Consider the following 23,284-nt stretch of genomic DNA (forward strand, 5'->3'; position numbering starts at 1 on the left):
AGCCGCCGGGTTTGAGTACCGCGGCCCCGTACACGACGGACGTGAGTGGTCCACGACACGACCGGCTGCGCCAGCACCCGACGCCCGGCCTGTACAACTCCCTGTTCCCGTGGCCGGACGCCAAACACCCGCTCCGGGTGATGATAAACTACGTTGTCATCCTCGTCTGTCGCATCTCGCCAAGTCTCCGGCTCAAGAACTGGCTGCTCTCGCGACTCGGTGTCACTGTCGGCGACGGTGTCGCGTGGGGGCTGGAGTCGACACCCGACGTGTTCTGGCCCGAACTCATCACCGTCGAGGACCACGCCATCATCGGGTACGACGCGACGCTGCTGTGTCACGAGTTTCTGCAAGACGAGTACCGGACCGGTGAGGTCGTCGTCGGGGAACGGGCGATGATCGGTGCGGGCGCAATCGTCCTTCCCGGCGTCGAAATCGGCGCGGGCGCACAGGTCGCGGCGAACTCGCTCGTTACTGCCGACGTGCCGCCGGAAACGACCGTTGCCGGCGTCCCGGCCGAACCGCTGGGCTCGGACGACGAAACGACCGAAGAACCGTAACCTCGCTTAGCCCCGAACACGGACGATGCCCGTGTTGAAGACGCGCTTGTTCGGGATGATGTACTCCTCGCCGTCGCTTTCGATACGCGTGACGAGGATGTCGACTTCCTGAACGATGCCGCTCTGGTCGCCGATGACGATTTCGTCGCCGATGCTGTACGGCTCTGTCAACAGGAGGTAGAGACCGGCCGCACCGGCTTGCAGGATGTCTTTCAGTGCCAGCCCACAGACGAACACCAGCCCGAACGCGTAGGCCCCGAGGAGGATGAGCAGGGCGAGGGTTTCGACGCCCAGCTGCCCGAGCGCGATGAGCACTGCCAGGTAGAAGATGCTGTACTTGACGAGTTCGGGCAGGACCGTCGCCTCGGGCATCTTGACGCTGCGCAGCCGCTCGGAGACGATGAGTTTGGCCTTGTCGCCCGCGATGAGACCGATGATGACGGCGAACAGGGCGATAAACAGGTCGGGCAGGAACGACGTGAAGCGGGCCCAGTACAGTTCCGGGTCGGTCAGTTGCGCGATGTTGAGGACGGCGGTGACCGTCGTGATGTAGATGAATAGCGCTGCGAGATTCGAGACGATGCCGACGGTCGATGTGCCAAGTCCCCTCGCCGTCCGCTCGAAAGGCGTTCCCTCAACCGCCTCTGGGACACCGAGTTCGCGCATGAACCGCCGGGACGAGCGCCAGACGAGATAGCCAAGCACGATACCCACAGCCAGTACTACGAGCGAAAAGACGAACGTTCCTTGTGGCGAGAACACCCGCCGTATGACCGTCGCCCAGTCGAAGCCGAACTGCATCCTCAGTACTCCTCGGGGTCGATCTCGAGGACCAGCTCCCCGCCTTTGAACGCCCGTACGAGCCCGTCGCTCTCCGAGAGAACAATAGCCGTCGCCATGGTGTCACGGGTGACTGCGCCGGCCGCCATGTGCCGAGCGCCGAGTCCCTTGGGGATATCGACCCCCTCTGCGGATGGTTCGAGGTACCGATACGCGGAGACGATCTTGCCGGCGTCGGAGATGACGAACGCGCCGTCGAGCCGCGAGAACTCCTTGAGCATCACGTTCACGATGGGGTCGCCGACGTGGACGTGGGACTTCTCGAAGGGGTTGTACGACAGCGGCCGGGACTTGTTCATCACCTTACCGGCGTCACCGACGACGAACAGAGCACCGACGGGCTTGCCCTTTTGGCCTTTCTTCCCCAGTTCGATGGCCACCTCGAAGACGTCGCGGACGACGCTTGCGTCCGCCCTGGAGTTGACGAACATGTCGTACACGCCGGAGGGGGAGAAGTCGTTGGTCTGGACCCGAACGATCGTGTTCTCAGACCCATCCAGCACTTCGGTCACACAGAGCACCTCGTCGCCCTCGTCGACGATGCCCTGCTCCAGCGCGCCCTCGATACCGAAGCGAAGGCGCCCTTCGAGGTCGGTGAAATCAATCGGTAGTTCGACGAACGGCTCCGCATCGAGGGTGTTCTCCGGCCCGACGACGACGATCTCCTCGTCGACGTCGTCGAACTCCTCGAAGAACGACGCGTTCGGGGAAAACAGGAACACGGCGTCGACGTCTGCGACCAGGTCTCCGAGCAGGTCGCGCAACTCGTTCATTATCAGAACGATGCTGTCTGTCGAAAAAAAGGTTGCGGGCAGTCAGCCACACGTCCGACGGCGGGTCACCGGTCAGATATCTTTCGAAGGCACTGCCAGCAATTGACCGAACGCGCCGCTCTCCCCGTGGCAGTGACAGTACGTGCCGACGGTGTTGTACTCCGTGAGGCCGTCGTGTTCGCCGTCGATGCCGTCGCCGCGGACCACGTCGAAGGCGAACGACGCGTCGTTGCCGAGTGTCGCAGCGGAGTAGTGGAACTCGTGTCCGCGCCGGTGCGCTCCGGACGCGGCCACGGCGGTGTCTGACTGCGCCTCCAGCTCCACGTGGTCGAGCGCCTGGTACCGGTCCTGCATCTCGATGTTTGCGGGGAGAACCCCGGCCATCTCGTAGGTGTCGCCGTCGGTCGTCGTCAGCGATTCCGACAGCGCCATCAGCCCACCACACTCGCCGTAAATGGGGACGCTGTCGGCGGCACGACTGGCTAGCTCGTCGAGCGTGCCACCGGTTTCGAGCGACTCGCCGTGGAGTTCCGGATAGCCGCCGGGCAGATATATCGCGTCGGCGTCGGGGACTGGGTCACCGGCGACCGGCGAGAACGGCTCGACAGTCGCCTCGGACCGGAGCCGTTCGAGCACTGAGGGATAGGTGAAACAAAACGCGCTGTCCTGTGCAACGGCGACCCGGCGGTCAGCCGGCGAGTCGCCAGTATTTCGCTCCGTAGTCGCGACTTCCGGCGGTGCCCGTGCTGTCTCGACTAGCCGCTCGACATCGATGGTCTCCGCCGCCGTCGAGAGCGCGTCGCGATTGAGGCCGGCCTCCGAGCCCATGTGGAGCCCGAGATGGCGGTCGGGAATCTCCAGGTCCGACATCGGCGGAATCCGGCCGAAGTAGGCGAGGTCTTCGGGGAGTGCGTCCCTGATACCGTCGGCGTGTCGGCCGCCGTGAGCGCGCTGTGCGAGGATACCGGCCACGTCGATATCGACGCCGATGCGGTCGGCGTACTGTGCGAACCCGAGCGCCGTCGCAGCAACGCTTTCCATGCCAGCCTTCGCGTCCACGACCAGAACGACCGGGAGGTCCAGCCCCTCGGCGACGGCTGCCGTCGATGTCTTCGTCCCATCGTAGAGCCCCATCACGCCCTCCACGACGCAGATGTCGCCCGTGCCGCGCCAGTAGGTGCGACACATACCGTCTTCGCCCGCGAGCCAGGGGTCGAGGGTCCGCGACGGCGTGTCGACAAGTGCTTCGTGATGACTTGGGTCGATGAAGTCCGGACCTGCCTTGGCCGGCTGTGGCTGATACCCGGCGTCTTCAAGTGCTGTCAGGGTCGCCAGCGTCGCAACGGTCTTGCCGACGCCGGAGCTCGTGCCGGCGAGGACGACCCCCTCCATCGTCACGTCCCCTCCTCGGCTGTCGGTGTCGGTTCGTCGCCGATCAGATCGTCGTAGATGGCCGCGAAGCGGTCCCTGACCTCTGCCATCGGGATGCCGGCGCGGTCGGCGAGTGCCAGCGCACCGCCCATGCCGACCCCCTCCTTGGCCTCGCCGGCGACGAACCGCTCCATCGCGACGTGGTCGCTCTGGTCGAAGCCGGGGTCCGTCACTGTCAGGTCGAGGTCGAGTCGGTCGGCCGACGCCCGCACGTCGGCGCTCTCGTCGTCGGCCACGTAGCTCGTCGTCGCCAGTCCGACCGGCCCCTCGTAGCCGCCGTGCCTGACCAGCGCGGCGACGGCGACGCACTGACTGCCGCCGGCAAGCGTTACGGCGGTATCGTTCTCGACGGCCCCTGCAGTCAGCCCGGCGAGCGTCGCCAGAACGGGATCGCCCATCCGGCGGACCGCCCGCTTCGGTTCGTTTGCGGCGTCGCCCGGTGCGAGCGAACTGGCCTGCAGTCCCTCGTCGACCAGCGTTTCCTTCTGCGCTGTCGGGTTCTCCGGAAGTGACGAAGAGACCATTCCCGTTTCGCCCAGTGCACGAAGGACACCGAGCGCCGTCGTCGTCCCGCCGGGAATGGTTTCGCCCAGATACAGTTCGTCGGCCGGGAGCGACTGGCCGAACTGTCGGGCGGCCGCGAACGCCCCGTGGGCCGTCGGCACCGGGTCCTGCTCCGCGATGTCCTTGCCCGGGCGTGCGCCGACAGAGACTGTCGGTGCCCCGGTCTTTTCGGCCAAGCCGCCATCGACAACTGTGGCGTCAAATCCCAGGACTTCTCGGACGGCCCGCGTCACCAGCGCTGGCGTCGGACAGCCGCTCGGACTGACCGGCGTCACGCCCGTCCGAACTGGTGTGCCGTAGGTCACCAGTTCGGCGTCTGCAGCGGGCGTTACCGACATCAGTTCGGGATCGGCTCCGGCGGCACTGATCCCCGCCCGACCTGCGGTTTCCGTGGTTCCTGCGACGAGTGCGAAGCGCGTTCCGCCACCGGGTGAAGTCATTGTGATTGCATTATCACAAGTAAACTTTAATACCTTGGTGCCGGGGCGGCGTATGATTTATACCGTGCGCCCGCGGTTGCCCGAACATGGACGATTTCGACGAACTTCGGTCGTCGTTGACGCCGCGCGAGGACAACGAGGCGATCGCTTCCTACCAGAACACGACGGCTGTGGCCTGTCCGTCCTGTGAAGAGCCATTCGACGATATGGTCGTCTGCAAGCAGGAGTTCACCTCCCTCAATCTCGATTTCGAGATGGACCTCTGTACGACGATCAACGACGGGAAGGTCGTGCTGTTCACCCACAAGTAACTGGTCGGAACTGGGACACGTCGCTGTTGTTTTCTGGTTGCTTTCTGCGTCAATAGCGTGGCGGCTGGGGCTGGTGCGCTACCGAAATCAAATGTGATAATCCCAGCGACGGCTTTTTATACGCCTCCCCTCGTTATCTGAGATAGGCACCATACTGGTGCCGCACCACCCCACCCCCCACCCCACATTCCTTACCTTTCCACTTCCTGTGAGCCATTGGCTCCCACACTGGCGGTTTTCGATCTCCGATAGCTCATAGTCAACCCGGGGTTGCGGTAGTTCTGGGTAGTCAGCTGTCGGGCCCGACTGGCGAGTGTGACACCCAGCACCGGCCGCTACGCTCACAGCGAATGTCCGAAAATGGAAGGGGCGGGAGTCGAACCACGCGGAGCCCTTTGCGGGGTAACCACCAACCGATTCTGGCATGTTGGTCGGTAGCGCTCTACCACTGAGCCACCCTTCCAAGCTATCCGTAATACGTTCCTGACAACCAAGTAAGTGATGATTGCGGGTGTTTCCGCACTCAACGCTCCCGACGTTCGAGTGCCGCTTAGCCGGTCGCTGATCTGTGTCTCACCAGCGGTAGCGCCCAGCGTCGGAGCGGTATCCTTCTCTGCGGCCTTTCCTATCGGATCCACAACAACTTATTTTGTGCTGGCCGGCGACACCAGTGGACGTGAGCTACACGAAAGTCAACTACACCGACGTGGAACCGGTCGCAGATGCAATGCATTTCCTTCGAGACCCGCTGGACTGTGAGCAGGTCGGCGTTACTGTCTTGGACTGTGATGCCGGCTGGACCGGCAAACCGCACGACCATGCCGATGAGGGTCACGAAGAGGTGTACATCCTTGTTGAGGGGACAGCCACCGTCGAGGTTGACGGCGAAGACGTGTCTCTCGAAGCGGGCGACGCAATCAAGCTTCCGCCGGAGGCCGAACGGACGATTCACAACGGCGAGACAGAGAGCACGTTCGTCCTCGTCGGCGCACCCTAAAAATCGCAGAAACAGCGTCGCAGCCGGTGGTCAGACCGTCAGTACGACCGGACCTTCGGTTCGTAGGTTTCCTCGTCGCCTTCGAGGATGACGGGCTTGTAGTACAGTTCCGGCTGTCCCTCGTTCCAGGCCAGCATCGTGTGCTTGATCCACTCGTCGTCCTTGCGTTCCTGGTGCTCCGCACGCCAGTGTGCGCCGCGGAACTCCTCGCGGGCAAGCGCACCAAGCGTGATTGCCTCGGCCACGTCGAGGATGTTGCGGGTCTCGATGGTGTGGATGAGGTCCGTGTTGTAGGTCCGGGACGGGTCCTCGACGGCGACGTTCTCGTACTCCTTGCGCGCCGTCCGGAGATCCCGAAGTGCCTTCTCGAGGCCCTCTTCTGTCCGGAACACGTTGACGTTGTCAGTCATCGTCTCCTGAACGTCTGCGCGGACTTCGGCGTGGTTGATGCCGTCGGACTCAATGAGGGTCTCGATGCGCTGGCGTTCCTGCTCGACGGTGCTTTCGAGCACCGCCTTCGGTTCGACGGCGGCCCCGTCGGCGGCGACATCGTCGCTGCTGGCGTCGATTGCGCCGGGGTCGACTGGCGGCTCCACGTCGCCGGGCTCGCTCTTGGCAGAGGGGCCGGTCTGGATTTCGGCCGTCTTCATGTCTTTGCCGGCGGCGTGGTGGCCGGCGCGGGCACCGAACACGAGCAGTTCCGGCAGGGCGTTGCCCCCGAGTCGGTTCGCGCCGTGCAGCGAAACACACGCGGTCTCGCCGGCCGCGTAGAGGCCGTCGATGCACGTCTCGCCGTTCTCGTCGGTTTCGACGCCACCCATGGCGTAGTGCTGGCCGGGCTTGACCGGCATCGGCTCGTCGAGGCCGTCGACACCCTCGAAATCCTCCGCGAGGTGGAGAATGTTCTCCAGTCGGTCGAGGATACGCTCCTCGCCGAGGTGGCGCATATCGAGGTCGACGTACTCATCTTCGACACCGCGGCCCTCGTTGACTTCTGTCAGTTCGGCACGGGCGACCACGTCACGGGAGGCCAGTTCTCCCTCGTTGTTGGCGTAGCCATGCTCGAACATGAACCGCTCCTCGTTGTCGTTGTAGAGGATACCACCCTCACCGCGGACCCCCTCGGAGATGAGGACGCCCGTCGACGGCAGCGTGGTCGGGTGGAACTGGATCATCTCCATGTCCTCCATCGGCACGCCGGCGCGGTAGGCCATCGCACAGCCGTCGCCGGTGTTGGCGACGGCGTTCGTGGTGTGGTCGAAGGCCTGTCCGAGGCCGCCGGTCGCGAGAATCACGCCGTTGTTGGCGCGGAAGCCCTGAATCTCGCCGGACTTGATGTCGTATGCGACACAGCCGTGACAGACGCGGTCCTCGGGGTCGTCGTGGTCGGTGACCGCGAGCTGGGTCACGTACCACTCGTCGTACACTTCGATGCCGCGCTTGACCGCCTGCTCGTACATCGTGTGCAGCAGGTGGTGGCCGGTTTCGGCACCCGCGTACGTCGTCCGCGGATAGGAGAGACCGCCGAACGGGCGCTGGGAGACGCGGCCGTCGTCCTCGCGCGAGAACGGCATCCCCCAGTGTTCGAGCTGGATGACCTCTTCGGGGGCATCCTTGGCGAAGGTGTCGATGGCAGGGGCGTCGCCGAGGTAGTCAGACCCCTTCATTGTGTCGTACGCGTGGAGGTCCCAGGAGTCCCCTTCCTGGAGGGCAGCGTTGATTCCCCCCTCCGCGGCACCTGTGTGGCTCCGAACCGGATGGAGCTTGGTCACGAGGGCAACGTCTGCACCCTCTTCGTCCGCTGCAATAGCCGCCCTGAGGCCAGCGCCACCCGCGCCGACCACGATAACATCGTGTTCGTACATTGTGAGAGTGTCTCTTGGCGTGGTTTCGGCTTAGGATTAGCCAAACTTAAGCCTCCCTGTTGCGTTACTGAGTGCGACGCCAATAGCGGGATCTATCCGTTCCTGACATAGGGCCCTACTGTCACTCAGGGTGAATTTTTGACCTATCCGATGGAATTATATCACGCGCTGTGAATACTTAGGAACCGACTACTGATACTAGACCCACCGGATAGTGTCACTACGGGCCCGACCCGTTCCCACCCTGATGCCAGACCAGTATCTCACGTCAACTGATGACTTCGAAGCGGTGTTAGCAGAGGCACCCTCAGTACTGACGGTCACTGATGGGGAATTGATAATACGGTTCGTGAGCCCAGCAATCGAACGGGTATTGGGGTATGATATGGAGTCGCTCGTCGGCACCAACTGGCTTGACCTCGTCCATCCAGAGGACGCGGAGCGGGTCCGGGCAACACTGGCGGGCGAACGGGAAGACGACGGGACGGAGTACCGGTTTCGGAACGCCGATGGTGACTGGGTCTGGCTCGAAACCATCGTCTCAGCGGATACCGAGACGGACCGCGATTGCCGGGTGTTCACCTCTCGTGATGTCAGCGACCGGCCGCGCTTCGAGGCCCGGTTCCACCAGTTCGTCACACACACCTCCGACGTACTCACCGTGTTCGACGAGCAGGGCAGCGTCGAGTATATCAGCCCATCCGTGGAACGCGTCCTCGGCTACGAACAGGACGCGATGCAGGACTCGGACCTCTTCGAGTACGTGCATCCGGACGACCTCTCGACCGCACTCACCGAGTTCGGCCGGATGATAGACGATCCGGGGTACGTCGCTGTCATCGAGCACCGGTACCGCCACGCAGATGGCGACTGGATCTGGGCGGAGTCCCGCGGCCAGCAGGTCGCGAGCGGCCCACTGGAAGACCACGTCGTCGTGACGACCCGCGATATCTCCGAGCGGAAACAGCGCGAGCAAGAACTCAAGCGACAGAACCAGCGCCTCGAACGGTTCTCGGACGCGATTAGTCACGACCTACGGAACCCGCTGGACGTTCTCGACGGCTCGCTCGAACTCGCACGCGAGACAGGCGAGGACGCACACTTCGAGCGGGCCGAGCGGAGCATCGATCGGATGTACACACTCATCGACGACCTGCTCGCGCTCGCCAAACAGGGCGTTGATCCGGCGGAAACCGAGATAGTCGATCTTAATACCCTTTCACAGCGGGCTTGGTCGATGGTCGACACTCAGGACGCAACGCTTGAAACCCACGCCGACGACAGCATCAAGGCCGACGAGGGTGCGATGCTGGAATTACTGGAGAACCTCTTTCGGAACGCTATCGAACACGGTGGCGACGACGTGACCGTCACTGTCGGGACGGAATCGTGGGGATTCTATGTCACGGACGACGGGGCGGGCTTCCCCGACGGCACTGCGGACCTGTTCGAACCCGGCTACTCGACGGCCGATGACGGAACCGGATTCGGGCTCTGCATCGTCGAACAGATCGTCGACGCACACAACTGGGAAGTCATCGCGACCGACAGCGAAAGCGGCGGTGCGCGATTCGAGTTCATTTGTCAGAACTCCTGACCGCTGCGGGGGCGCTTGCGCTTTGCCGCGACAGACTGCCCGCAGTCCCTTTGCTCCGGTCCGCTGTAAGACTACAGAGTATGAAACTCTGTATCTTCGGCGCCGGCGGTATTGGCGGCTATCTGGGCGCACGGCTGGCGCACGCGGGCCACGAGGTCCACCTCATTGCGAGAGGCGACCACCTAGCTGCATTCCAAACTGATGGGCTGCAGGTCGAGAGCATCCACGGCGATATGGCGGTTGACCTCCGGCGACCGATGACCCGGCCGAGGCCGGGGTGATGCGCCGGTGAACAAGGTCGTGACAGCGATTCTCGCGCTGGCGACGGCCAGACGGGAGTAACGGACGAGCCCGACCACGACAGTACAGAGTGGGGAACGGACGCACCACGCCGTCATCGTTGTCGGACTGTGCAACGTTACATTATATCCGCCGACTGGAACCGAATGTAGCCGAACCCAAGTGATAGAACGAGCCAGCCCCCAAGAATGGCGAACCCGGCCCACTTCGGCGGGTAGAATGAAGCCGATACTGGGTAGGACATTATTTCGTCGAACGTGGGGATTATCGCCCGTGCCGCGTAGCCGACTGCCGCAGTCGGGTTGAGAGCGTGGACGACAATCAGCCACGGAGGTGCACCGGAATCTGGGGGCGTGTAGCCGACAGTGATGACCTGCAGAATAGCCGTTACAACGTCCCATCCGAGCTGAAAGAGGATGTACAGTCCCCCCGCACCAATAACCGCTGTGTACTGAGACTTCAGTATCGACGAGAAGCCGATACCAATTGCAACATAGACCGCACCGTAGAAGACCGTCAAGATGGTGTAGAGCACGAATTTGACGGCCGCAAATGACTCGTAGGTGAACAGTGCGAAGACAGCGACGACAAAATAGCCGCTGAGGATAGCGATAGTCAAAACGGCACACCGGCCGATGAACTTCCCGAGAATAACGTCACGGCGCGAGTTCGGCAGGCCGAGCAGGAGCTTGATGCTCCCGCTGTCACGCTCACCGGCGATAGCGGCATAGGAGATGGCTAACCCCAGCAGTGGGACAAAGAAACTCATCGGCTGACCCATACTGTTGAGCAGCGCCAGCGTGCTGGTCGGGACATCGCTCGCTGAAGCCGTCAGCGGGACGTGCTGAATCGCCGCCCAGAATCCGGCGACGAGGACGAACAACAGGGTGGTAGCGAGGAACGTTCCTGAGCGGATTGCGTCGTTGAAATCTTTCCTGATGACCGCAGGGAGGGACATTTGTTGGATAGTTGTCTAGTGATGCCAATAAATCTTGATAGCTCCCGAACGCACTGTGAGCCCATGTCCCTATAGTGACTGTCTCAGGCTACTCTGGGTCACAGCGGAAGCAGCGCGGAAGCCCACGACTAAAGTCGTGGGAGGAAGCGCGTACGCTTTTGAAACAACTGACCAATGACAGGTGGCGACAGACGCAGCGTACCTGACGACTAGCGGCTTTCTGCAGAAGGAATGCTATCCCGAATTCACCAGAACTTGAGGTTGTTCTTGACCGCTTCCCGCTTCAGTTCCTGGATGTGCTCGGTCAGCGGGATGTCTTTCGGACACACTTCGGTACAGGAGAACTGGGTCTGGCAGCGCCAGACGCCGTGTTCCTGTTCGATGATACGGAGTCGCTCCTGCTTGCGGTTCTCGCCTTCGCGTTCGTCCATCGCGAAGCGGTACGCCTTGTTGATGGCGGCAGGGCCGAGGTACTCGTTGTCGCCGGCGGCGATGTTACACGAGGACATACACGCGCCACACCAGATACACCGCGTGGACATCTTGACCTTCTCGCGGTTCTCCCGGGTCTGGCGCTGCTCTTCGAGCTTGTCGTCCGGCGTCTCGTCGGCGTCGAAGTACGGCTCGACGGCCTCCATCTGGTCGTAGAAGTGCTCCATGTCGACGACGAGGTCCTTCACCACTTCCTGGTGGGGCAGCGGCTCGATACGGACCGGGTCCTCAAGCTCGGAGATCTGCGTCTTACAGCCGAGGCGCTGTCGTCCGTTGACAAACAGAGCGTCTGACCCACAGACAGCCTGCCGACAGGAGTGTCGGAAAGTCAGCGAGGAGTCGTAGTGGTCGCGTGCGTAGATGAGGGCATCGAGGATGGTCATGCCCTTGTGGAACGGAACGCGGAAGTCGTCGAAGCGTGGTTCCTGCTTCCCCTCGACTTCGGGGTCGTAGCGGAACACTTTCAGCGTGATCGTGTCTTCGTCGTCGAGTGTCTCCTCTTCGACTTCCCGCTGGGCCTGCTCCTGTGCCTGTCGTTCGTCTCGCTGTGCGCGCCGACGATCGCCCGGGGATTCGACCTCGGGCTCTGTCTCCTCGTCGGCTTCCGTCTCGGTTTCCTGTTGTTCGATTTGCGTACTCATAGTTCAGACGAGGGTCGTCATGGCCAGCGACACGCGGGTCCCCTGCACGACGAGCAGGAGGCCGGCGATGCCAAGCATGTATTTGACTGCGTTTTTCTGGGAACCGGTGAGTCCCTGATTGACCAGCGCGTTGTACACACCGTTGACGCCGTGGAACGTCGCGGTGACGAGGAACAGCCACATCGTTGCGAAGTAGCTGACCTGACTCATCCGGGCCTGCGTGCCGAGGAACGTGATGTCAGAGGCGTGGTTCACGAAGTGCAATAGCATGAAGTGGAACGCGAGCACGCCGATGAGGAACACTGCTGTCAGCCGCTGGAACAGCCAGCGACGCCCGCCGCGGTCGAAAGAGGAGTAGTGCTGGGCCATTAGACTAGCTTCCCCCCGAGGAACGTCGGCACGCTGGCGACGACGATAGCGCCGGTCAGCAGCAGCGACGCGTAGAAGCTCTTGTCCTGCGATTCAAGGCCCACGCCGAGGTCAACCATCAGCAGTCGGATGCCATTGAGGATGTGGAAGACGGCGACGGCCAGCAGACCGACTTCAAGGAACCGGACGATCAGCAGCGATTCGAGGCCGCTGAGCGTGCTGGTGTAGAGGTCGCTGCCTGCCTGCGCGCTCGCCGGATCGACGCCGACCGAAGTGCTCAGCACCGCGATGTGGGTGAACAGGTAGCCCACGAGAACCCAGCCGGTGAACTTGTGGAAGATCCAGGCCCACATCCCGGCCGTGAACTCCCGCCACCGTCCGAAGTCCTCGACGGTGCCGCGATTGTAAGACTGACTCATACACTGGGGGGTTAGTCCGGGGACAGATAGTAGTTTCTACAACGGACGCGTATCGCCGGAATCCCGCCCGAAGACGTTCGTCAATTGACTACTCCACAGTTACCAATCGTCGTCGTTCGTTCGGCGGTTCCACTCGATCGCCCGCTGTGTCCGGTCGTCAAGTCGGACCAGATGGCAGAGTGGGTTCCCGGGATACACCAGCGGGTTTTCGAGAATTCCGACCAGCAGGCCGGTAAACGGCGCACGCATCAACGTATTTTCCGTCTTGAACGGATTCGCGATCGTACAGATCACGTCGTCTTCGTACACCAAGTCGCCGCGGTCGTAGTGCATATCCACGAGGCCGCCCGAGTCCGCACGGATCCAGGTCTTTTCGCCGCTGTCGTCGATGACCGTGCGCCAGCCCGGCCACCGGACCGTATCGGAGTCCCGGAGGCCGAACTCCGCGAGCACCGACCGGACACTCTCCAGCGCTGAGTCGATGAGCGGCCGCTGGAACCGGTGGGCTTCGCCCATCTCTATCGTGATCGTTGGGACGCCCGAATCGCTCAGCTCCCGCCGGAGCGACCCCGACGGCCCTTCCGAGGAGATGATGACGTTCGATGCGAAGGCGTTTGCGACCCGCGTAACCTCGGGGTCCTCCATGTCCGCTCGGACATGGAGCATGTTCGTCCGCCCGCGCGTGGAGGTGTGGAAATCGAGGCCCACGTCACACGGGGCCAGAAAGTTCCGGAAAATCTCGTGTGCCATCCGTTTCGCGCTCGTCGAGTCGGGATCGCCGGGGAACGAGCGGTTCAGGTCCCGGTCGTAGATCGGCAGGTACCGCTCCTGTGCCAGAAACGCCGGGACGTTCAGCACCGGGAGACAGACCAGTGTCCCCGCCAGCCCCTCGTGGTCCCACTCGTGGGCGACCTCCCGGACGACCTCGATGCCGTTGAGTTCGTCACCGTGTGCCGCTGCGGTGAGAAACACTGTCGGACCGGGCCGCTCGCCGTTGACGATGGTAACCGGCATCCGGACGGCGTCCCCCAGATACGTCTCGCTGACCGTGTAGCGAACGTTACGGGTCTCGCCCGGCGCAACGATCCCCCCGTCGTAGGTGAACGGCTCGGCCTTGCCCATGCACTCACAACAAGAGGCGGCGGCTATAACCCCTCCGGCGAGGCGGTCCCACGTCGGGGCCGTACGGCATGCCATATCCGTACACCTATACTGAGGCCGACAGAAAGCGACAGCATGAGCGATCAAAACCTCACGGTGGGCGTCCTCAGTCTCCACTCCAGCAAGGAGTCGAAGGCCATCCTGAACGCGGTCGACGAGATGGGCTACGGGACGGAGTGGCTTCGGACCGAAAACACCGCAATTAGCGTTGCCGACGGCGAGATGACGCTCGAACCCGACGTCGACGTGGTCGCGAATCGGCTGTTGCTCTCCAGCAGCGAACATCCCGCGGAGGGAATCGGGCTCGGGATGACTATCAGCCGGCTCGCACCGACGTTGAACGAGCCGATGGCTGCGACGACGGCCTTACACAAGTTTTCGAGCGCTGCCGCGCTGGCTGACGCTGGCGTCCCGGTGCCGGATGCGTTGCTCGCTCTGTCGAGCGATATACTGAACGAGGAGCGGGACCGCTTTGGTGACCGCGCGGTGTACAAGACGGCCATCGGCACCCACGGCGGCGGAACGTGGATGGTTGATCTGGAAAATCAGGTCAACGCACAAGTCGGCGGTCGCTACGCGTTCCTACAGGAGTACATGGAACACGACGAGAAACGCCACCACGATCTCCGTGTGTACGTCGTCGGCGACCAGATCGTCGGGGCGATGAACCGCTACGCGCCCGATGGCGAGTGGCGGACGAACGTCGCGCTCGGCGGCGAGGTCGAGGACATGACGGGCGAACTCCCCGAGCGCGCCAGAGAGATCGCGCTCGACTCAGTCGACGCCATCGGACTGGACTACGCCGGTGTCGATATCGTCCAGAGCGATGACGGCTACTACGTGCTCGAAGTGAACCCCACTGCCGGGTTCCGCGGCCTGTTCAAGGCTAGCGGCGTCAGCCCCGCCCCCTACATCGCTCAGCTCGCCATCGAGCGGGCCGGCGGGAGCGTCGACGATGAAACTGTCGAACGGCTCTCCGACCGACTCGACGACTCCAAGCCCGCGTGTACGCCGAAGAAGCCACAGCCGCAAGCGCAGAAAAACGTCGTCGTGGGCTACATCGAGGAGGTCGTCGTCACCGGAACGCAGGGGACAAAGTCCGTTCTCGCGAAGTCAGACACCGGTGCGACCAGAACCAGTATCGACGCCAAACTCGCCGCAGAAATCGGAACGGGGCCGATTCTCGACATCGTGAAGATCAAATCCGGGAGCCTCAAGTCCGGCCGCTCGCGCCCAGTTGTCGACCTCGTCGTCGGCGTTGGCGGGACCCAGCACACCGTCACTGCCAGCGTCGAAGACCGCGGGCACATGGACTACCCGCTGTTGCTGGGACGGGACATCCTCAAACACTACCAGGTCGACGTGAACCGCCGCGCGGACGACGAATCGGAAGTGGACACCGAGGAAGAGGAACAGAGCGAAGAGTAACGGCGCGCCAGTACCAGCTTCCGGCCCGGTTCAGTCTTCGTTCACTTCCGCGATGCTCTCGGCGATATCCTCGCTAGCCTGCCACAGATACAGGCTCGCGTAGCTCCGATACGGCGACCACCGCTCGGCGTACTCGCGCATCTCCGCGCGGCTGTACCCCTCGCCGACGACGGCTTCGAACCCCTTCCGGATGCCGAGGTCGCCGACCGGGAACACGTCCTCGCGGCCGAACGCGAACAGCAGCTGCATGTTCGCTGTCCAGTCGCCGACGCCCGTGATGGCAGTCAGTTCCTCGTGGATTTCCTCATCAGCGGCGTCCTCGAACGTGTCCAGCGAGTAGCCGTGTTCCAGAAACGCATCGGCGACCTCGTTGACGTAGCGGGTCTTCTGCCGCGAGAGGCCGGCATCCCGGAGCACTTCGTCGTCAGCGTCTCTGATGCCTGCCGGTGTCACGGTGACGGCGTCGAACAGCCGCTCCCGTGTCGCGGCGGCCGACGCCATCGACACCTGCTGGCGGAGAATCGAGACGACGAGCCGCTCGAAGAGGTCCGACGCGGGGTCAAGCGTGAGTTCGCCGTGGGTCTCGACCAGCGGCCCGATATCGGGGTCTGCGCGTAACAACTCGTGTGGCGAGTCACTCATCGCTCTGTGGTACTGACTCGACGGAAAAGAACGTGTCTGTCGCTGTTAGCCGTCGGCGATGATGGGGTCGGGATTCGGTGAGGCGATGCCGGCCGCGCCGACCGGTTCGGCTGGGTTGCCGACGACCGTCGTCTCTGGGGCCACGTCATCGACGACGACAGCGCCAGCGCCGACGGATGCGTTCTCTCCGACCGTTATCGGTCCCATTATCGAGGCGTCAGCACCGACGGTCGCGCCGTCTTCGACCGTCGGGTGGCGCTTCTCCCGACGCATGGACGTGCCACCGAGGGTGACACCGTGATACAGGAGCACGTCGTCGCCGATCTCGGCCGTCTCGCCGATGACGATACCCATCCCATGGTCGATGAACACCCGCTCGCCGATCTCCGCGGCGGGATGGATCTCGACGCCTGTCAGGAACCGCGTGACGTGGGAGATGAGCCTGGCGAGTAACCTCCGGTCGTTCGTCCAGAGCCAGTGGGCGATGCGGTAGGCCCAGATCGCGTGCAGGCCGGGGTACGTGAGCGCGACCTCCATGGCACTGGTCGCCGCCGGGTCCTTTGTGAGTGCTGTACGGATATCCGCTTTCAGTCGGTCGAACATTGGTGTGTTGTAGTGATGGCGTATCGTCTGCGCACGAGACAGTCGGTCGCGGTCCGAATCACCGGACAGAAGTTACTGAGGAGGACAACAGCGACGGGGAGAGCAGCAACTGATCACGGTCCGAAGCGGGCGAATAGCGGGGCATGAGACTCGGTCGCCCATCGTTGCTCCAACTACGTCGCTCGCTCGGTTAAAAAGCAGTGGTTCGACCATATTCACCCTCCAGCGAGCCCACGCACGTGAGACGCAGCCACCCGGGTCGGTGAGGCGGGCGAAGGACTGTCAAACGCCGACAACCGGGGCCTGTTCAAGTCATGCCCTTCCCGAGCAGTTCTCGGGCGATGATGTTCCTCTGGATCTCGGTTGTCCCCTCGTAGATCTGGGTGATCTTCGCGTCGCGGTAGAACCGCTCGACGTCGAAATCGTTGACGTAGCCGGCGCCGCCGTGGATCTGGACGGCTTCGTCGGCGGTCTCGACGGCGACGCGGGAGGCTTTTTCCTTGGCCATCGACGCCAACTGCGTGAGCTTGTCGGCGTCGTTGTCGACGCTCCAGGCGGACTTGTGGGTGAGCTGCCGTGCCGCCTCGATTTCGGTGAACATCTCGGCGAGCTTGTGCTGGATGGCCTGGAACTCCGAGATGGACTGGCCGAACTGCTCGCGGTCCTGAGCGTATTCGAGAGCGCGCTCGGCGGCCCCACGAGCGATACCGACGCCCTGTGCGGCCACGCCTGTCCGGGTCTCGTCGAAGAACTGCATTATCTGGAGGAAGCCGGCCCCCCGCGTTCCCACAAGGTTGTCCTCGGGGACGCGCACGTCGTTGAGGATGAGTTCTGCCGTGTCCGATGCACGGATACCGAGCTTCCCCGTGATCTTCTCGGCTTCGAATCCGTCGCGGTCGGACTCGACGAGAATCTGTGAGAAGCCGTTGTACCGTCCCTCCGCATCCGGGTCAGTTTCACAGAGGACGACGAAGTAGTCGCCGACGGAGCCGTTGGTGATCCACATCTTGTTGCCGTTGATGACCCACTCGTCGCCCTCCTTTCGCGCCTGTGTCGACACCGACGACACGTCCGAGCCGGTGTCGGGCTCGGAGATGGCCGCGCCCATGATGGCGTCGCCCGTCGCGACGGGTTCGAGGTACTCCTCCTTCTGGGCCTCCGAGCCGAACCTGATGAGGGCGTCAGCACCGAAGGCGGCCGACTGGATGCTCAAACCGATACCGGGATCGGCCGCGAACAGTTCCTCGGCGATGATAGCGTTCGTCAGTGTATTGTAGCCTGCTCCGCCGTACTCCATCGGAATGTTCGCGCCTGTCAGCCCCATCTCGGCGGCCTTCTCGACGATTTCCTTGGGGAACTTCTCTTCGGTGTCGTACTCGGTCGCGACGGGCTTGATTTCGTTTTCGGCGAACCGGGCGATCTCGTCCTTTATTTGCCGCTGCTCTTTCGTCAGTTCGAAGTCCATATGTGGTGTGTTGACGTGATATGCATTAATGGTTTGTAATCCGAAATAAACTTGAGAGTGGTTTTCTAACGAGAGAAACGTTGAAGCCTCGGCCGGCAGTGGAACGATATGTCATGGATTTCGAGGATATTGACAATATCGCCGTGCTCGGTGCCGGAAACATGGGTCATGGAATCACCGAAGTGGCCGCGCTCGCAGGCTACGACGTGCGGATGCGGGACATCAAAGACGAGTTCGTCGAGGACGGCTACGACAACATCGAATGGTCGCTGAACAAGCTGGCCGAAAGAGACCAGCTCACGCAGGACGAGGCTGATGCGGCACTTGACCGTGTGACGCCGCTTGTCGATGTCGAGGAAGCGGTCAGCGACGTCGACGTAGTCATCGAGGCTGTGCCGGAGAAAATGGAGATCAAGAAAGACGTGTACACAGAGGTCGAAGCACACGCGCCCGAAGACGCCATCTTCGCCACGAACACGTCCAGCCTCTCCATCACGGAACTGTCGGAAGTGACCGAACGGCCCGAGCAGTTCTGTGGGATGCACTTCTTCAACCCGCCCGTGCGGATGCAACTGGTCGAGGTAATCTCCGGCGCACACTCGGGCGACGACACGCTGGACGCTATCGAGGCGCTTGCGGAGGACTTCGGCAAAACGCCGGTCCGCGTCCGCAAGGACTCGCCGGGCTTCATCGTCAACCGCATCCTCGTCCCGCTGATGAACGAGGCCGCGTGGCTCGTCCACAACGATGAGGCGACTATCGCCGAGGTCGACTCGACGACGAAGTTCGACATGGGCCTGCCGATGGGGTCGTTCGAACTCTCAGATCAGGTTGGTAACGACGTCGGCCTCCACGTCCTCGAATATATGCATGAAGTGCTGGGCGAGCCCTACGCCCCGTGTCCGTTGCTCGAAGAGAAAGTAGAGAACGAGGAACTCGGGAAGAAGACCGGCAAAGGCTTCTACGACTACGAGAACGGCGGCGTCGACATTCCGACCGACGCCGGCCGCGAAGACGTTGAGCACCGCCTCGTCGCCGTGATGGCAAACGAGGTCGGGAAGCTCGTCGAGAACGACGTCGCTCCCGTCGCGGACATCGATCAGGCTGTCCAGCTTGGCGGTGGCTTCCCGGACGGTCCTGCGAAGATCGCCGATAAGACCGGCCTTGAGACGCTCGTCGATACACTCGAAGAAACCCACGAGGCGACCGGCGCAGAGCGCTACGCCGTCTCCGACGGTCTCCGAGAGGCCGCGGCGGAAGGTGGCTTCTACAGCACCGAGGACGACGCGCCGGCGGAGTTCGACAACGTCACCGTCGAATACCCCGGTGACATGGTCGGTCACATCGAACTCGACCGCCCGCATCGGATGAACACCGTCAGCCCGGAACTGATGGACGACCTCGCCGACGCCGTCGACCTGCTCGAAGACGACGACGAGGTGCGTGCCATCCTGCTGACCGGGGCCGGCGACAAGGCATTCTCCGCTGGGGCCGACGTGCAGGCGATGGCCTCCAACGCGACGCCGCTGGACGCTATTGAACTCTCCCGCAAGGGCCAGCAAACCTTCGGGAAGCTCGAAGAATGTTCGATGCCGGTCGTCGCCGGCATCGACGGCTACGCGCTGGGCGGCGGGATGGAACTGGCGACCTGTGCCGACCTCCGCGTGGCCTCGGAACGCTCCGAACTGGGTCAGCCCGAACACAACCTCGGCCTGCTGCCGGGCTGGGGCGGCACGCAACGCCTCGCCCGCATCGTCGGCGAAGGCCGCGCCAAGGAGATTATCTTCACCGGTGACCGTTACGACGCCGACGAGATGGCCGAGTACGGCTTCATTAACGAGGTCGTCGACAACGACGCCCTCCACGAGCGGGCGCTGGAGATGGCCACAGACATGGCCGCCGGCCCGCCGGTCGCACAGAAACTCACCAAGCGCGCGATGCTCGCCGGCCGCGACGACATCGATGCTGGCCTCGAAGTCGAATCGCAGGCCTTCGGCCACCTCATCGGCACCGACGACGTGATGGAGGGCATCAACGCGTTCATGGGCGACGGGGAGCCGGACTTCGAAGGGAAGTAATAGCGGACTCGGCCGCCAGGCAAATACGGAGCATCTTTTTCGTGGATACGTCATGGAGGCGGTCTGCTCTCCGTAGTAGCACGCCTGTGGTACGCATCCTCAGGTAGCGTCTATTTCGATGGGGTTAAATTGGTCCACCCGGAACGACTGAGTACGCTCGGTTGGTGTAGTCCGGCCAATCATCTTGGCCTTTCGAGCCGAGGACCAGGGTTCAAATCCCTGACCGAGCACATTACTGTCGCGAACTACTCCGCGAGCAACGGCGTTCGCCGCCGTTCTGTATAGCATGCTTCTGTACAGAAACGGTACGTAGCGGGCTCACTCTCCAAGTTTCAGGATGTAGCCGCTCCGTGTTCCAATATACGTTCCGGACTCCGTGACCGTTGGGGCAGTCGTTGTTCCCTGAATGATAGCGCGCCACATCGGGTCGCCGTCGAAGGAAAGCGCGTGTACGCCAGCGGCATCGGCACCCTGCGTCCAGCACACAACCGCATCGGATGTCGTCTGCATCTCTCGTAGCGACCGCTTGAAGGAGTGACTCCAGACGCGCTCTCCGGCAATTCGGTCAACGGCATGGACTGTCGTCTTACCAACAGGAACGCACACTGTATCGTTGGCGACGACCGGCGGACCTCTCGTGTCATCCGCTGTCGGGTACCGCCACTGTTCGGTCCCGTCCGCTGACTGGAGCGCAACTAGGCGTCCGCCGAACTCTGTCGCGTATACCGTCCCATCGCGTTCGACTGCGCCCGTCACATTGAAGCCGTCCTCAGTGGCTTTCCCCTCCCGATATTGCCAGCTGGAATCCCCTGTCGATTCGTCTATCGCAGCGAGTGTAGGCTCACCCGAATCCGTTTCCTCTCTGACGTACAGCGAATCTCCGTAGTGCGCTGGCGGGTCTCCCAGCAGGCGTCCTGGGGAGGACCAGCGACGCGTGCCGTCTGTTGTGTCGAACGCACTGGTGCGGTCGGGCCCCTCATGGGCGTACACTGTTCCGTTCTGTACCACCGCTTTGCGGATATCTCCCGTTTCACGTTCGAACCGCCTTCCGCTATCAGCGGTGACAGCAAACAGTGACTCTCCGGCACGGCTGATCTCATCGTCGTGTGTGCTTACGATGGCTGTCCCGTCGGCGGTTCCGAGAATGGACAGATATCTATCCCGTGGTTCCGTCTCCCACTGTAACTCGCCGTTCTCTAGGCGAACCAGTTGCTGACCAATTCCCAGCATTCTCGTGTTCCAGCCGACGATAGCGTACACCCCGTTGGCTGTGGGAGCTACTACGGGCACGCTCTTGTTCGCCGCGTAGCGCCACTGCTGTGTTCCGTCGGTGCCGACTGCGTAGACGTTCTGACTTCTGGGCGGTTGCATGCGTTCTTGGGGTGGGGTTCCTCGATCGTTGCTCCCACCGACGGCGTACACTATCCCATCCCGCACGACCGGCCGATTCATCCCGTAATGAGCCCACTGCCCCGCCATCGAGCCGTTCGTCTGGTACGTCCACCGGACTGCGTCACCCTCCGGCGGGTCGGGACGCTTGTCGCTTGCCGTCCGCTGGTCCATCGCTGTCTCAGCACGTTGGTCGGACCGCGTTGTTGTGCCCGTCGGGGTTGCTGACTCCGGCGTCGCGGTCTGGCTGCCATCGAGACCAGCGCAGCCAGCGAGCGCGGCCCCGAACGCGACCAGAAACGTCCGTCGGGATTTCATTATGACGGGCTGGCTCTCGCTCCGGGATAAGTTTCGTGTCGATTGTGCCACTACTTTATTTGGGTGCTGTACCGTAGACCAATGACTACCGACACCGGACTCAGTACCGTATTTCGAACAGATCTGCGAACGACCGCCCAACTGTCAGACTCCTGTTTGTGGGGCAACCAGTGGTATCCGCTATCCTGGCAGTCGATTCGATCGAATGGACCTACAAGAACCTGTGTTGAATAATAAGATGTTATACATTCATCTTTGACAATTATATGGATAAAAGAAAACATATTTGTACACGTATATAAAGCGAGTAGTACATGGACCGACGAACATACGTGAGTACGATCGGAAGCAGCATCGCTGCACTCAGCCTTGCAGGATGTAGTGGTAGCGACGGCGGTGACGGAAGCAGTGAGTCCACGCCAACACCAGAACCAACGTACGAAGTAGATCAGGAGGCACCAGCGCGGCTGAAACTGCTCTCCGTGAGTGGGCCAAAAGAGGTCGCGTTCGGTGATACCATCGAGGGTGACGTGACCGCCGTCAACGTCGGTGGTGAGCCGATCTCCGGGGATGCGACCATAGAGTTCGTTCACTCAGAATCAGCTAACACTGAGCCACAGACAGTCACAGTCAACGCTGATGGACTGGCGTCCGGCGAAGAAGTTTCGCATAGCTATCGTGTTGACGCCGAGTATGCCGGAGCGTGGGCGTTTGAAGCGTCCTCCGACTTCTATGCTGTCGACGATACAGTCACGTCAACTGTGTCTGTCCTCCCGAAGCAGGGGAGCACTGGGGAAAGCATTGAGCTTGCCAGTGGGGTCCAGGCCACAGTGTCTGATATGACCTACGAACAGATGATAACCTACGAGCTCCCCGCTGGCGAACGGACTTTGGGCGACAACACCGCACATGCCATTCGCGAAACGGTCTCAGATAACATCCTGCTGATTCTGAGCGTTACGCTTGAGAACGGAACAGGCGAGGCCCAGACAGTATCGAAAGACGACTTTGTCGTCCCCGAATCGAGCTTCGTGAGCCAGTCGGCTGCAAGTCGTGACGGAACGAACGCAGTCGGGGAGAACATCAATCCGGGGCAGACCTACAGCGGCCATCTGATTTACGCTGTCCCGAAGGCCAACGTCGACGACCTCACACTCGGAATAAACCTCGCAGAAGGGAGTGCGGTCGCTGATATCGAAATCCCGCTTCAGTCACCCGGTGGCTTCCCAGAGTTCGAAATGGCGAACATCGATGTTCCGCCGGAAGACGTTACAGGCGATGAAGCAATCGTTGAGATGGAGGTCGAAAACGTCGGTGACAGCGCGGGGGTGTTCAAGTCCATCCTTGAGTTCAAGACGCCAGACGATCCGGGCGTATTCGCTGGCTATTCCGCAGATACGTGGTATATCGACTCTGATGGACCCTACACACAGCGGATTCCCGCTGGCGAAACCAGAACCATCGAACTGGTGACGGAACCGGATTCAGACAGGCGGTGGGACTACCGAACGACCCCATTCGGCGCGGAGTGGACGTTCGTGGCCGTGGAATAGGTGTAGGTACGACTTCGCCCACAACCTCATCTAGGTAACTTCTGTGTCTCCCGTTTCCCTATCGCGTCAACAGCGGTAGGTATTTTCCGG

At 62.1% G+C, this 23,284-nt stretch carries 22 protein-coding genes and 2 tRNA genes; 9 read left to right on the forward strand and 15 right to left on the reverse strand.

All coding sequences use genetic code 11. The features are described from left to right. Window positions 1–11 precede the first annotated feature (11 nt). Window positions 12–560, forward strand: a complete 549-nt coding sequence (locus IEY38_RS18545; protein ID WP_188980142.1) for an acyltransferase — start codon at window positions 12–14, stop codon at window positions 558–560. Between the two features lie 6 nt (window positions 561–566). On the opposite strand, the gene IEY38_RS18550 is transcribed toward IEY38_RS18545, so the two are convergent. From IEY38_RS18550 to IEY38_RS18565, 4 genes are all read right to left on the reverse strand, one after another. Then, window positions 567–1,361 (reverse strand): mechanosensitive ion channel domain-containing protein, encoded by a 795-nt coding sequence (locus tag IEY38_RS18550; protein ID WP_188980144.1) that lies wholly within the window; start codon window positions 1,359–1,361, stop codon window positions 567–569. A gap of 2 nt (window positions 1,362–1,363) precedes the next feature. After that, on the reverse strand, window positions 1,364–2,173 hold the full coding sequence (dacZ, locus tag IEY38_RS18555) for a diadenylate cyclase DacZ (RefSeq protein WP_188980146.1): 810 nt from the start codon (window positions 2,171–2,173) through the stop codon (window positions 1,364–1,366). A gap of 72 nt (window positions 2,174–2,245) precedes the next feature. Next, a complete protein-coding gene (locus tag IEY38_RS18560; protein WP_188980148.1) occupies window positions 2,246–3,565 on the reverse strand; it encodes a cobyrinic acid a,c-diamide synthase in 1,320 nt (439 codons plus the stop codon). 2 nt (window positions 3,566–3,567) lie between these two features. Beyond that, window positions 3,568–4,608, reverse strand: coding sequence for a nicotinate-nucleotide--dimethylbenzimidazole phosphoribosyltransferase (locus IEY38_RS18565; RefSeq protein ID WP_188980150.1), 1,041 nt, complete (start codon window positions 4,606–4,608; stop codon window positions 3,568–3,570). 86 nt (window positions 4,609–4,694) lie between these two features. Between IEY38_RS18565 and IEY38_RS18570 the strand changes: the two genes are divergently transcribed. After that, window positions 4,695–4,919, forward strand: a complete 225-nt coding sequence (locus tag IEY38_RS18570; protein ID WP_005534142.1) for a DUF7385 family protein — start codon at window positions 4,695–4,697, stop codon at window positions 4,917–4,919. Window positions 4,920–5,280: 361 nt separating this feature from the next. On the opposite strand, the gene IEY38_RS18575 is transcribed toward IEY38_RS18570, so the two are convergent. Beyond that, window positions 5,281–5,382 (reverse strand) — tRNA-OTHER (locus IEY38_RS18575). A gap of 213 nt (window positions 5,383–5,595) precedes the next feature. On the opposite strand from IEY38_RS18575, the gene IEY38_RS18580 reads away from it, so the two are divergent. After that, on the forward strand, window positions 5,596–5,916 hold the full coding sequence (locus tag IEY38_RS18580; protein WP_170096268.1) for a cupin domain-containing protein: 321 nt from the start codon (window positions 5,596–5,598) through the stop codon (window positions 5,914–5,916). A 38-nt stretch (window positions 5,917–5,954) separates the two neighbouring features. Here the strand turns inward: IEY38_RS18580 and IEY38_RS18585 are convergent, their stop codons facing one another. Then, window positions 5,955–7,781 (reverse strand): FAD-binding protein, encoded by a 1,827-nt coding sequence (locus IEY38_RS18585; protein WP_188980152.1) that lies wholly within the window; start codon window positions 7,779–7,781, stop codon window positions 5,955–5,957. Window positions 7,782–8,028: 247 nt separating this feature from the next. On the opposite strand from IEY38_RS18585, the gene IEY38_RS18590 reads away from it, so the two are divergent. After that, complete coding sequence (locus IEY38_RS18590) at window positions 8,029–9,378, forward strand: PAS domain S-box protein (protein ID WP_188980154.1); 1,350 nt, start codon at window positions 8,029–8,031, stop codon at window positions 9,376–9,378. Between the two features lie 80 nt (window positions 9,379–9,458). Continuing rightward, window positions 9,459–9,659: a 2-dehydropantoate 2-reductase gene (locus IEY38_RS18595; protein ID WP_229775383.1), complete on the forward strand. Its 201-nt coding sequence runs from the start codon at window positions 9,459–9,461 to the stop codon at window positions 9,657–9,659. A gap of 137 nt (window positions 9,660–9,796) precedes the next feature. Here the strand turns inward: IEY38_RS18595 and IEY38_RS18600 are convergent, their stop codons facing one another. The 5 genes from IEY38_RS18600 to IEY38_RS18620 form a co-directional block, all read right to left on the reverse strand. Further along, window positions 9,797–10,636 (reverse strand): ABC transporter permease, encoded by an 840-nt coding sequence (locus IEY38_RS18600; RefSeq protein WP_188980157.1) that lies wholly within the window; start codon window positions 10,634–10,636, stop codon window positions 9,797–9,799. Between the two features lie 245 nt (window positions 10,637–10,881). Continuing rightward, window positions 10,882–11,769, reverse strand: coding sequence for a succinate dehydrogenase/fumarate reductase iron-sulfur subunit (locus IEY38_RS18605; RefSeq protein ID WP_004961005.1), 888 nt, complete (start codon window positions 11,767–11,769; stop codon window positions 10,882–10,884). Window positions 11,770–11,772: 3 nt separating this feature from the next. Next, complete coding sequence (locus IEY38_RS18610; protein ID WP_004592521.1) at window positions 11,773–12,138, reverse strand: succinate dehydrogenase hydrophobic membrane anchor subunit; 366 nt, start codon at window positions 12,136–12,138, stop codon at window positions 11,773–11,775. Beyond that, entirely contained in the window at window positions 12,138–12,557 is a 420-nt protein-coding gene (gene sdhC / locus IEY38_RS18615) for a succinate dehydrogenase, cytochrome b556 subunit (RefSeq protein ID WP_005534156.1), read from the reverse strand. Before sdhC ends, IEY38_RS18610 begins: the two co-directional genes overlap by 1 nt. Window positions 12,558–12,656: 99 nt before the next feature. Then, window positions 12,657–13,679: a succinylglutamate desuccinylase/aspartoacylase family protein gene (locus IEY38_RS18620; RefSeq protein WP_188980159.1), complete on the reverse strand. Its 1,023-nt coding sequence runs from the start codon at window positions 13,677–13,679 to the stop codon at window positions 12,657–12,659. A gap of 114 nt (window positions 13,680–13,793) precedes the next feature. Here IEY38_RS18620 and IEY38_RS18625 point away from each other — a divergent pair, with 114 nt between their 5' ends. Next, complete coding sequence (locus IEY38_RS18625; RefSeq protein ID WP_188980161.1) at window positions 13,794–15,146, forward strand: RimK family alpha-L-glutamate ligase; 1,353 nt, start codon at window positions 13,794–13,796, stop codon at window positions 15,144–15,146. A 30-nt stretch (window positions 15,147–15,176) separates the two neighbouring features. On the opposite strand, the gene IEY38_RS18630 is transcribed toward IEY38_RS18625, so the two are convergent. The 3 genes from IEY38_RS18630 to IEY38_RS18640 form a co-directional block, all read right to left on the reverse strand. Next, window positions 15,177–15,788 carry a DNA-3-methyladenine glycosylase family protein gene (locus IEY38_RS18630; protein ID WP_188980163.1) on the reverse strand — a complete coding sequence of 204 codons (612 nt, stop codon included), beginning with the start codon at window positions 15,786–15,788 and terminating at the stop codon, window positions 15,177–15,179. 45 nt (window positions 15,789–15,833) lie between these two features. Next, entirely contained in the window at window positions 15,834–16,391 is a 558-nt protein-coding gene (cysE, locus tag IEY38_RS18635) for a serine O-acetyltransferase (RefSeq protein WP_188980165.1), read from the reverse strand. Window positions 16,392–16,698: 307 nt separating this feature from the next. Continuing rightward, complete coding sequence (locus tag IEY38_RS18640) at window positions 16,699–17,856, reverse strand: acyl-CoA dehydrogenase family protein (RefSeq protein WP_188980167.1); 1,158 nt, start codon at window positions 17,854–17,856, stop codon at window positions 16,699–16,701. Window positions 17,857–17,969: 113 nt separating this feature from the next. Here IEY38_RS18640 and IEY38_RS18645 point away from each other — a divergent pair, with 113 nt between their 5' ends. Continuing rightward, window positions 17,970–19,934, forward strand: coding sequence for a 3-hydroxyacyl-CoA dehydrogenase/enoyl-CoA hydratase family protein (locus IEY38_RS18645; protein WP_188980169.1), 1,965 nt, complete (start codon window positions 17,970–17,972; stop codon window positions 19,932–19,934). Between the two features lie 155 nt (window positions 19,935–20,089). Then, window positions 20,090–20,164, forward strand: a tRNA-Glu gene (locus IEY38_RS18650). Between the two features lie 88 nt (window positions 20,165–20,252). Here IEY38_RS18650 and IEY38_RS18655 read toward each other — a convergent pair. After that, complete coding sequence (locus IEY38_RS18655) at window positions 20,253–21,641, reverse strand: outer membrane protein assembly factor BamB family protein (RefSeq protein ID WP_188980171.1); 1,389 nt, start codon at window positions 21,639–21,641, stop codon at window positions 20,253–20,255. Window positions 21,642–21,955: 314 nt separating this feature from the next. Here IEY38_RS18655 and IEY38_RS18660 point away from each other — a divergent pair, with 314 nt between their 5' ends. Beyond that, window positions 21,956–23,194 carry a DUF4352 domain-containing protein gene (locus tag IEY38_RS18660; protein WP_188980172.1) on the forward strand — a complete coding sequence of 413 codons (1,239 nt, stop codon included), beginning with the start codon at window positions 21,956–21,958 and terminating at the stop codon, window positions 23,192–23,194. Window positions 23,195–23,284: the final 90 nt, after the last annotated feature.

This window comes from Haloarcula sebkhae (assembly GCF_014647415.1).
Classification (GTDB): Archaea; Halobacteriota; Halobacteria; order Halobacteriales; family Haloarculaceae; genus Haloarcula; species Haloarcula sebkhae.

What these genes read in the sequence shown, in the direction of transcription:
- IEY38_RS18565 (WP_188980150.1), bottom strand. Translation starts at nt 4,608, where the DNA reads ATGACTTCACCCGGTGGCGGAACGCGCTTCGCACTCGTCGCAGGAACC.
- IEY38_RS18600 (WP_188980157.1), bottom strand. Translation starts at nt 10,636, where the DNA reads ATGTCCCTCCCTGCGGTCATCAGGAAAGATTTCAACGACGCAATCCGC.
- cysE (WP_188980165.1), bottom strand. Translation starts at nt 16,391, where the DNA reads ATGTTCGACCGACTGAAAGCGGATATCCGTACAGCACTCACAAAGGAC.
- IEY38_RS18610 (WP_004592521.1), bottom strand. Translation starts at nt 12,138, where the DNA reads ATGGCCCAGCACTACTCCTCTTTCGACCGCGGCGGGCGTCGCTGGCTG.
- IEY38_RS18585 (WP_188980152.1), bottom strand. Translation starts at nt 7,781, where the DNA reads ATGTACGAACACGATGTTATCGTGGTCGGCGCGGGTGGCGCTGGCCTC.
- IEY38_RS18560 (WP_188980148.1), bottom strand. Translation starts at nt 3,565, where the DNA reads ATGGAGGGGGTCGTCCTCGCCGGCACGAGCTCCGGCGTCGGCAAGACC.
- IEY38_RS18550 (WP_188980144.1), bottom strand. Translation starts at nt 1,361, where the DNA reads ATGCAGTTCGGCTTCGACTGGGCGACGGTCATACGGCGGGTGTTCTCG.
- IEY38_RS18660 (WP_188980172.1), top strand. Translation starts at nt 21,956, where the DNA reads ATGGACCGACGAACATACGTGAGTACGATCGGAAGCAGCATCGCTGCA.
- IEY38_RS18570 (WP_005534142.1), top strand. Translation starts at nt 4,695, where the DNA reads ATGGACGATTTCGACGAACTTCGGTCGTCGTTGACGCCGCGCGAGGAC.
- sdhC (WP_005534156.1), bottom strand. Translation starts at nt 12,557, where the DNA reads ATGAGTCAGTCTTACAATCGCGGCACCGTCGAGGACTTCGGACGGTGG.
- IEY38_RS18590 (WP_188980154.1), top strand. Translation starts at nt 8,029, where the DNA reads ATGCCAGACCAGTATCTCACGTCAACTGATGACTTCGAAGCGGTGTTA.
- IEY38_RS18605 (WP_004961005.1), bottom strand. Translation starts at nt 11,769, where the DNA reads ATGAGTACGCAAATCGAACAACAGGAAACCGAGACGGAAGCCGACGAG.
- dacZ (WP_188980146.1), bottom strand. Translation starts at nt 2,173, where the DNA reads ATGAACGAGTTGCGCGACCTGCTCGGAGACCTGGTCGCAGACGTCGAC.
- IEY38_RS18655 (WP_188980171.1), bottom strand. Translation starts at nt 21,641, where the DNA reads ATGAAATCCCGACGGACGTTTCTGGTCGCGTTCGGGGCCGCGCTCGCT.
- IEY38_RS18595 (WP_229775383.1), top strand. Translation starts at nt 9,459, where the DNA reads ATGAAACTCTGTATCTTCGGCGCCGGCGGTATTGGCGGCTATCTGGGC.
- IEY38_RS18625 (WP_188980161.1), top strand. Translation starts at nt 13,794, where the DNA reads ATGAGCGATCAAAACCTCACGGTGGGCGTCCTCAGTCTCCACTCCAGC.
- IEY38_RS18630 (WP_188980163.1), bottom strand. Translation starts at nt 15,788, where the DNA reads ATGAGTGACTCGCCACACGAGTTGTTACGCGCAGACCCCGATATCGGG.
- IEY38_RS18645 (WP_188980169.1), top strand. Translation starts at nt 17,970, where the DNA reads ATGGATTTCGAGGATATTGACAATATCGCCGTGCTCGGTGCCGGAAAC.
- IEY38_RS18640 (WP_188980167.1), bottom strand. Translation starts at nt 17,856, where the DNA reads ATGGACTTCGAACTGACGAAAGAGCAGCGGCAAATAAAGGACGAGATC.
- IEY38_RS18620 (WP_188980159.1), bottom strand. Translation starts at nt 13,679, where the DNA reads ATGGGCAAGGCCGAGCCGTTCACCTACGACGGGGGGATCGTTGCGCCG.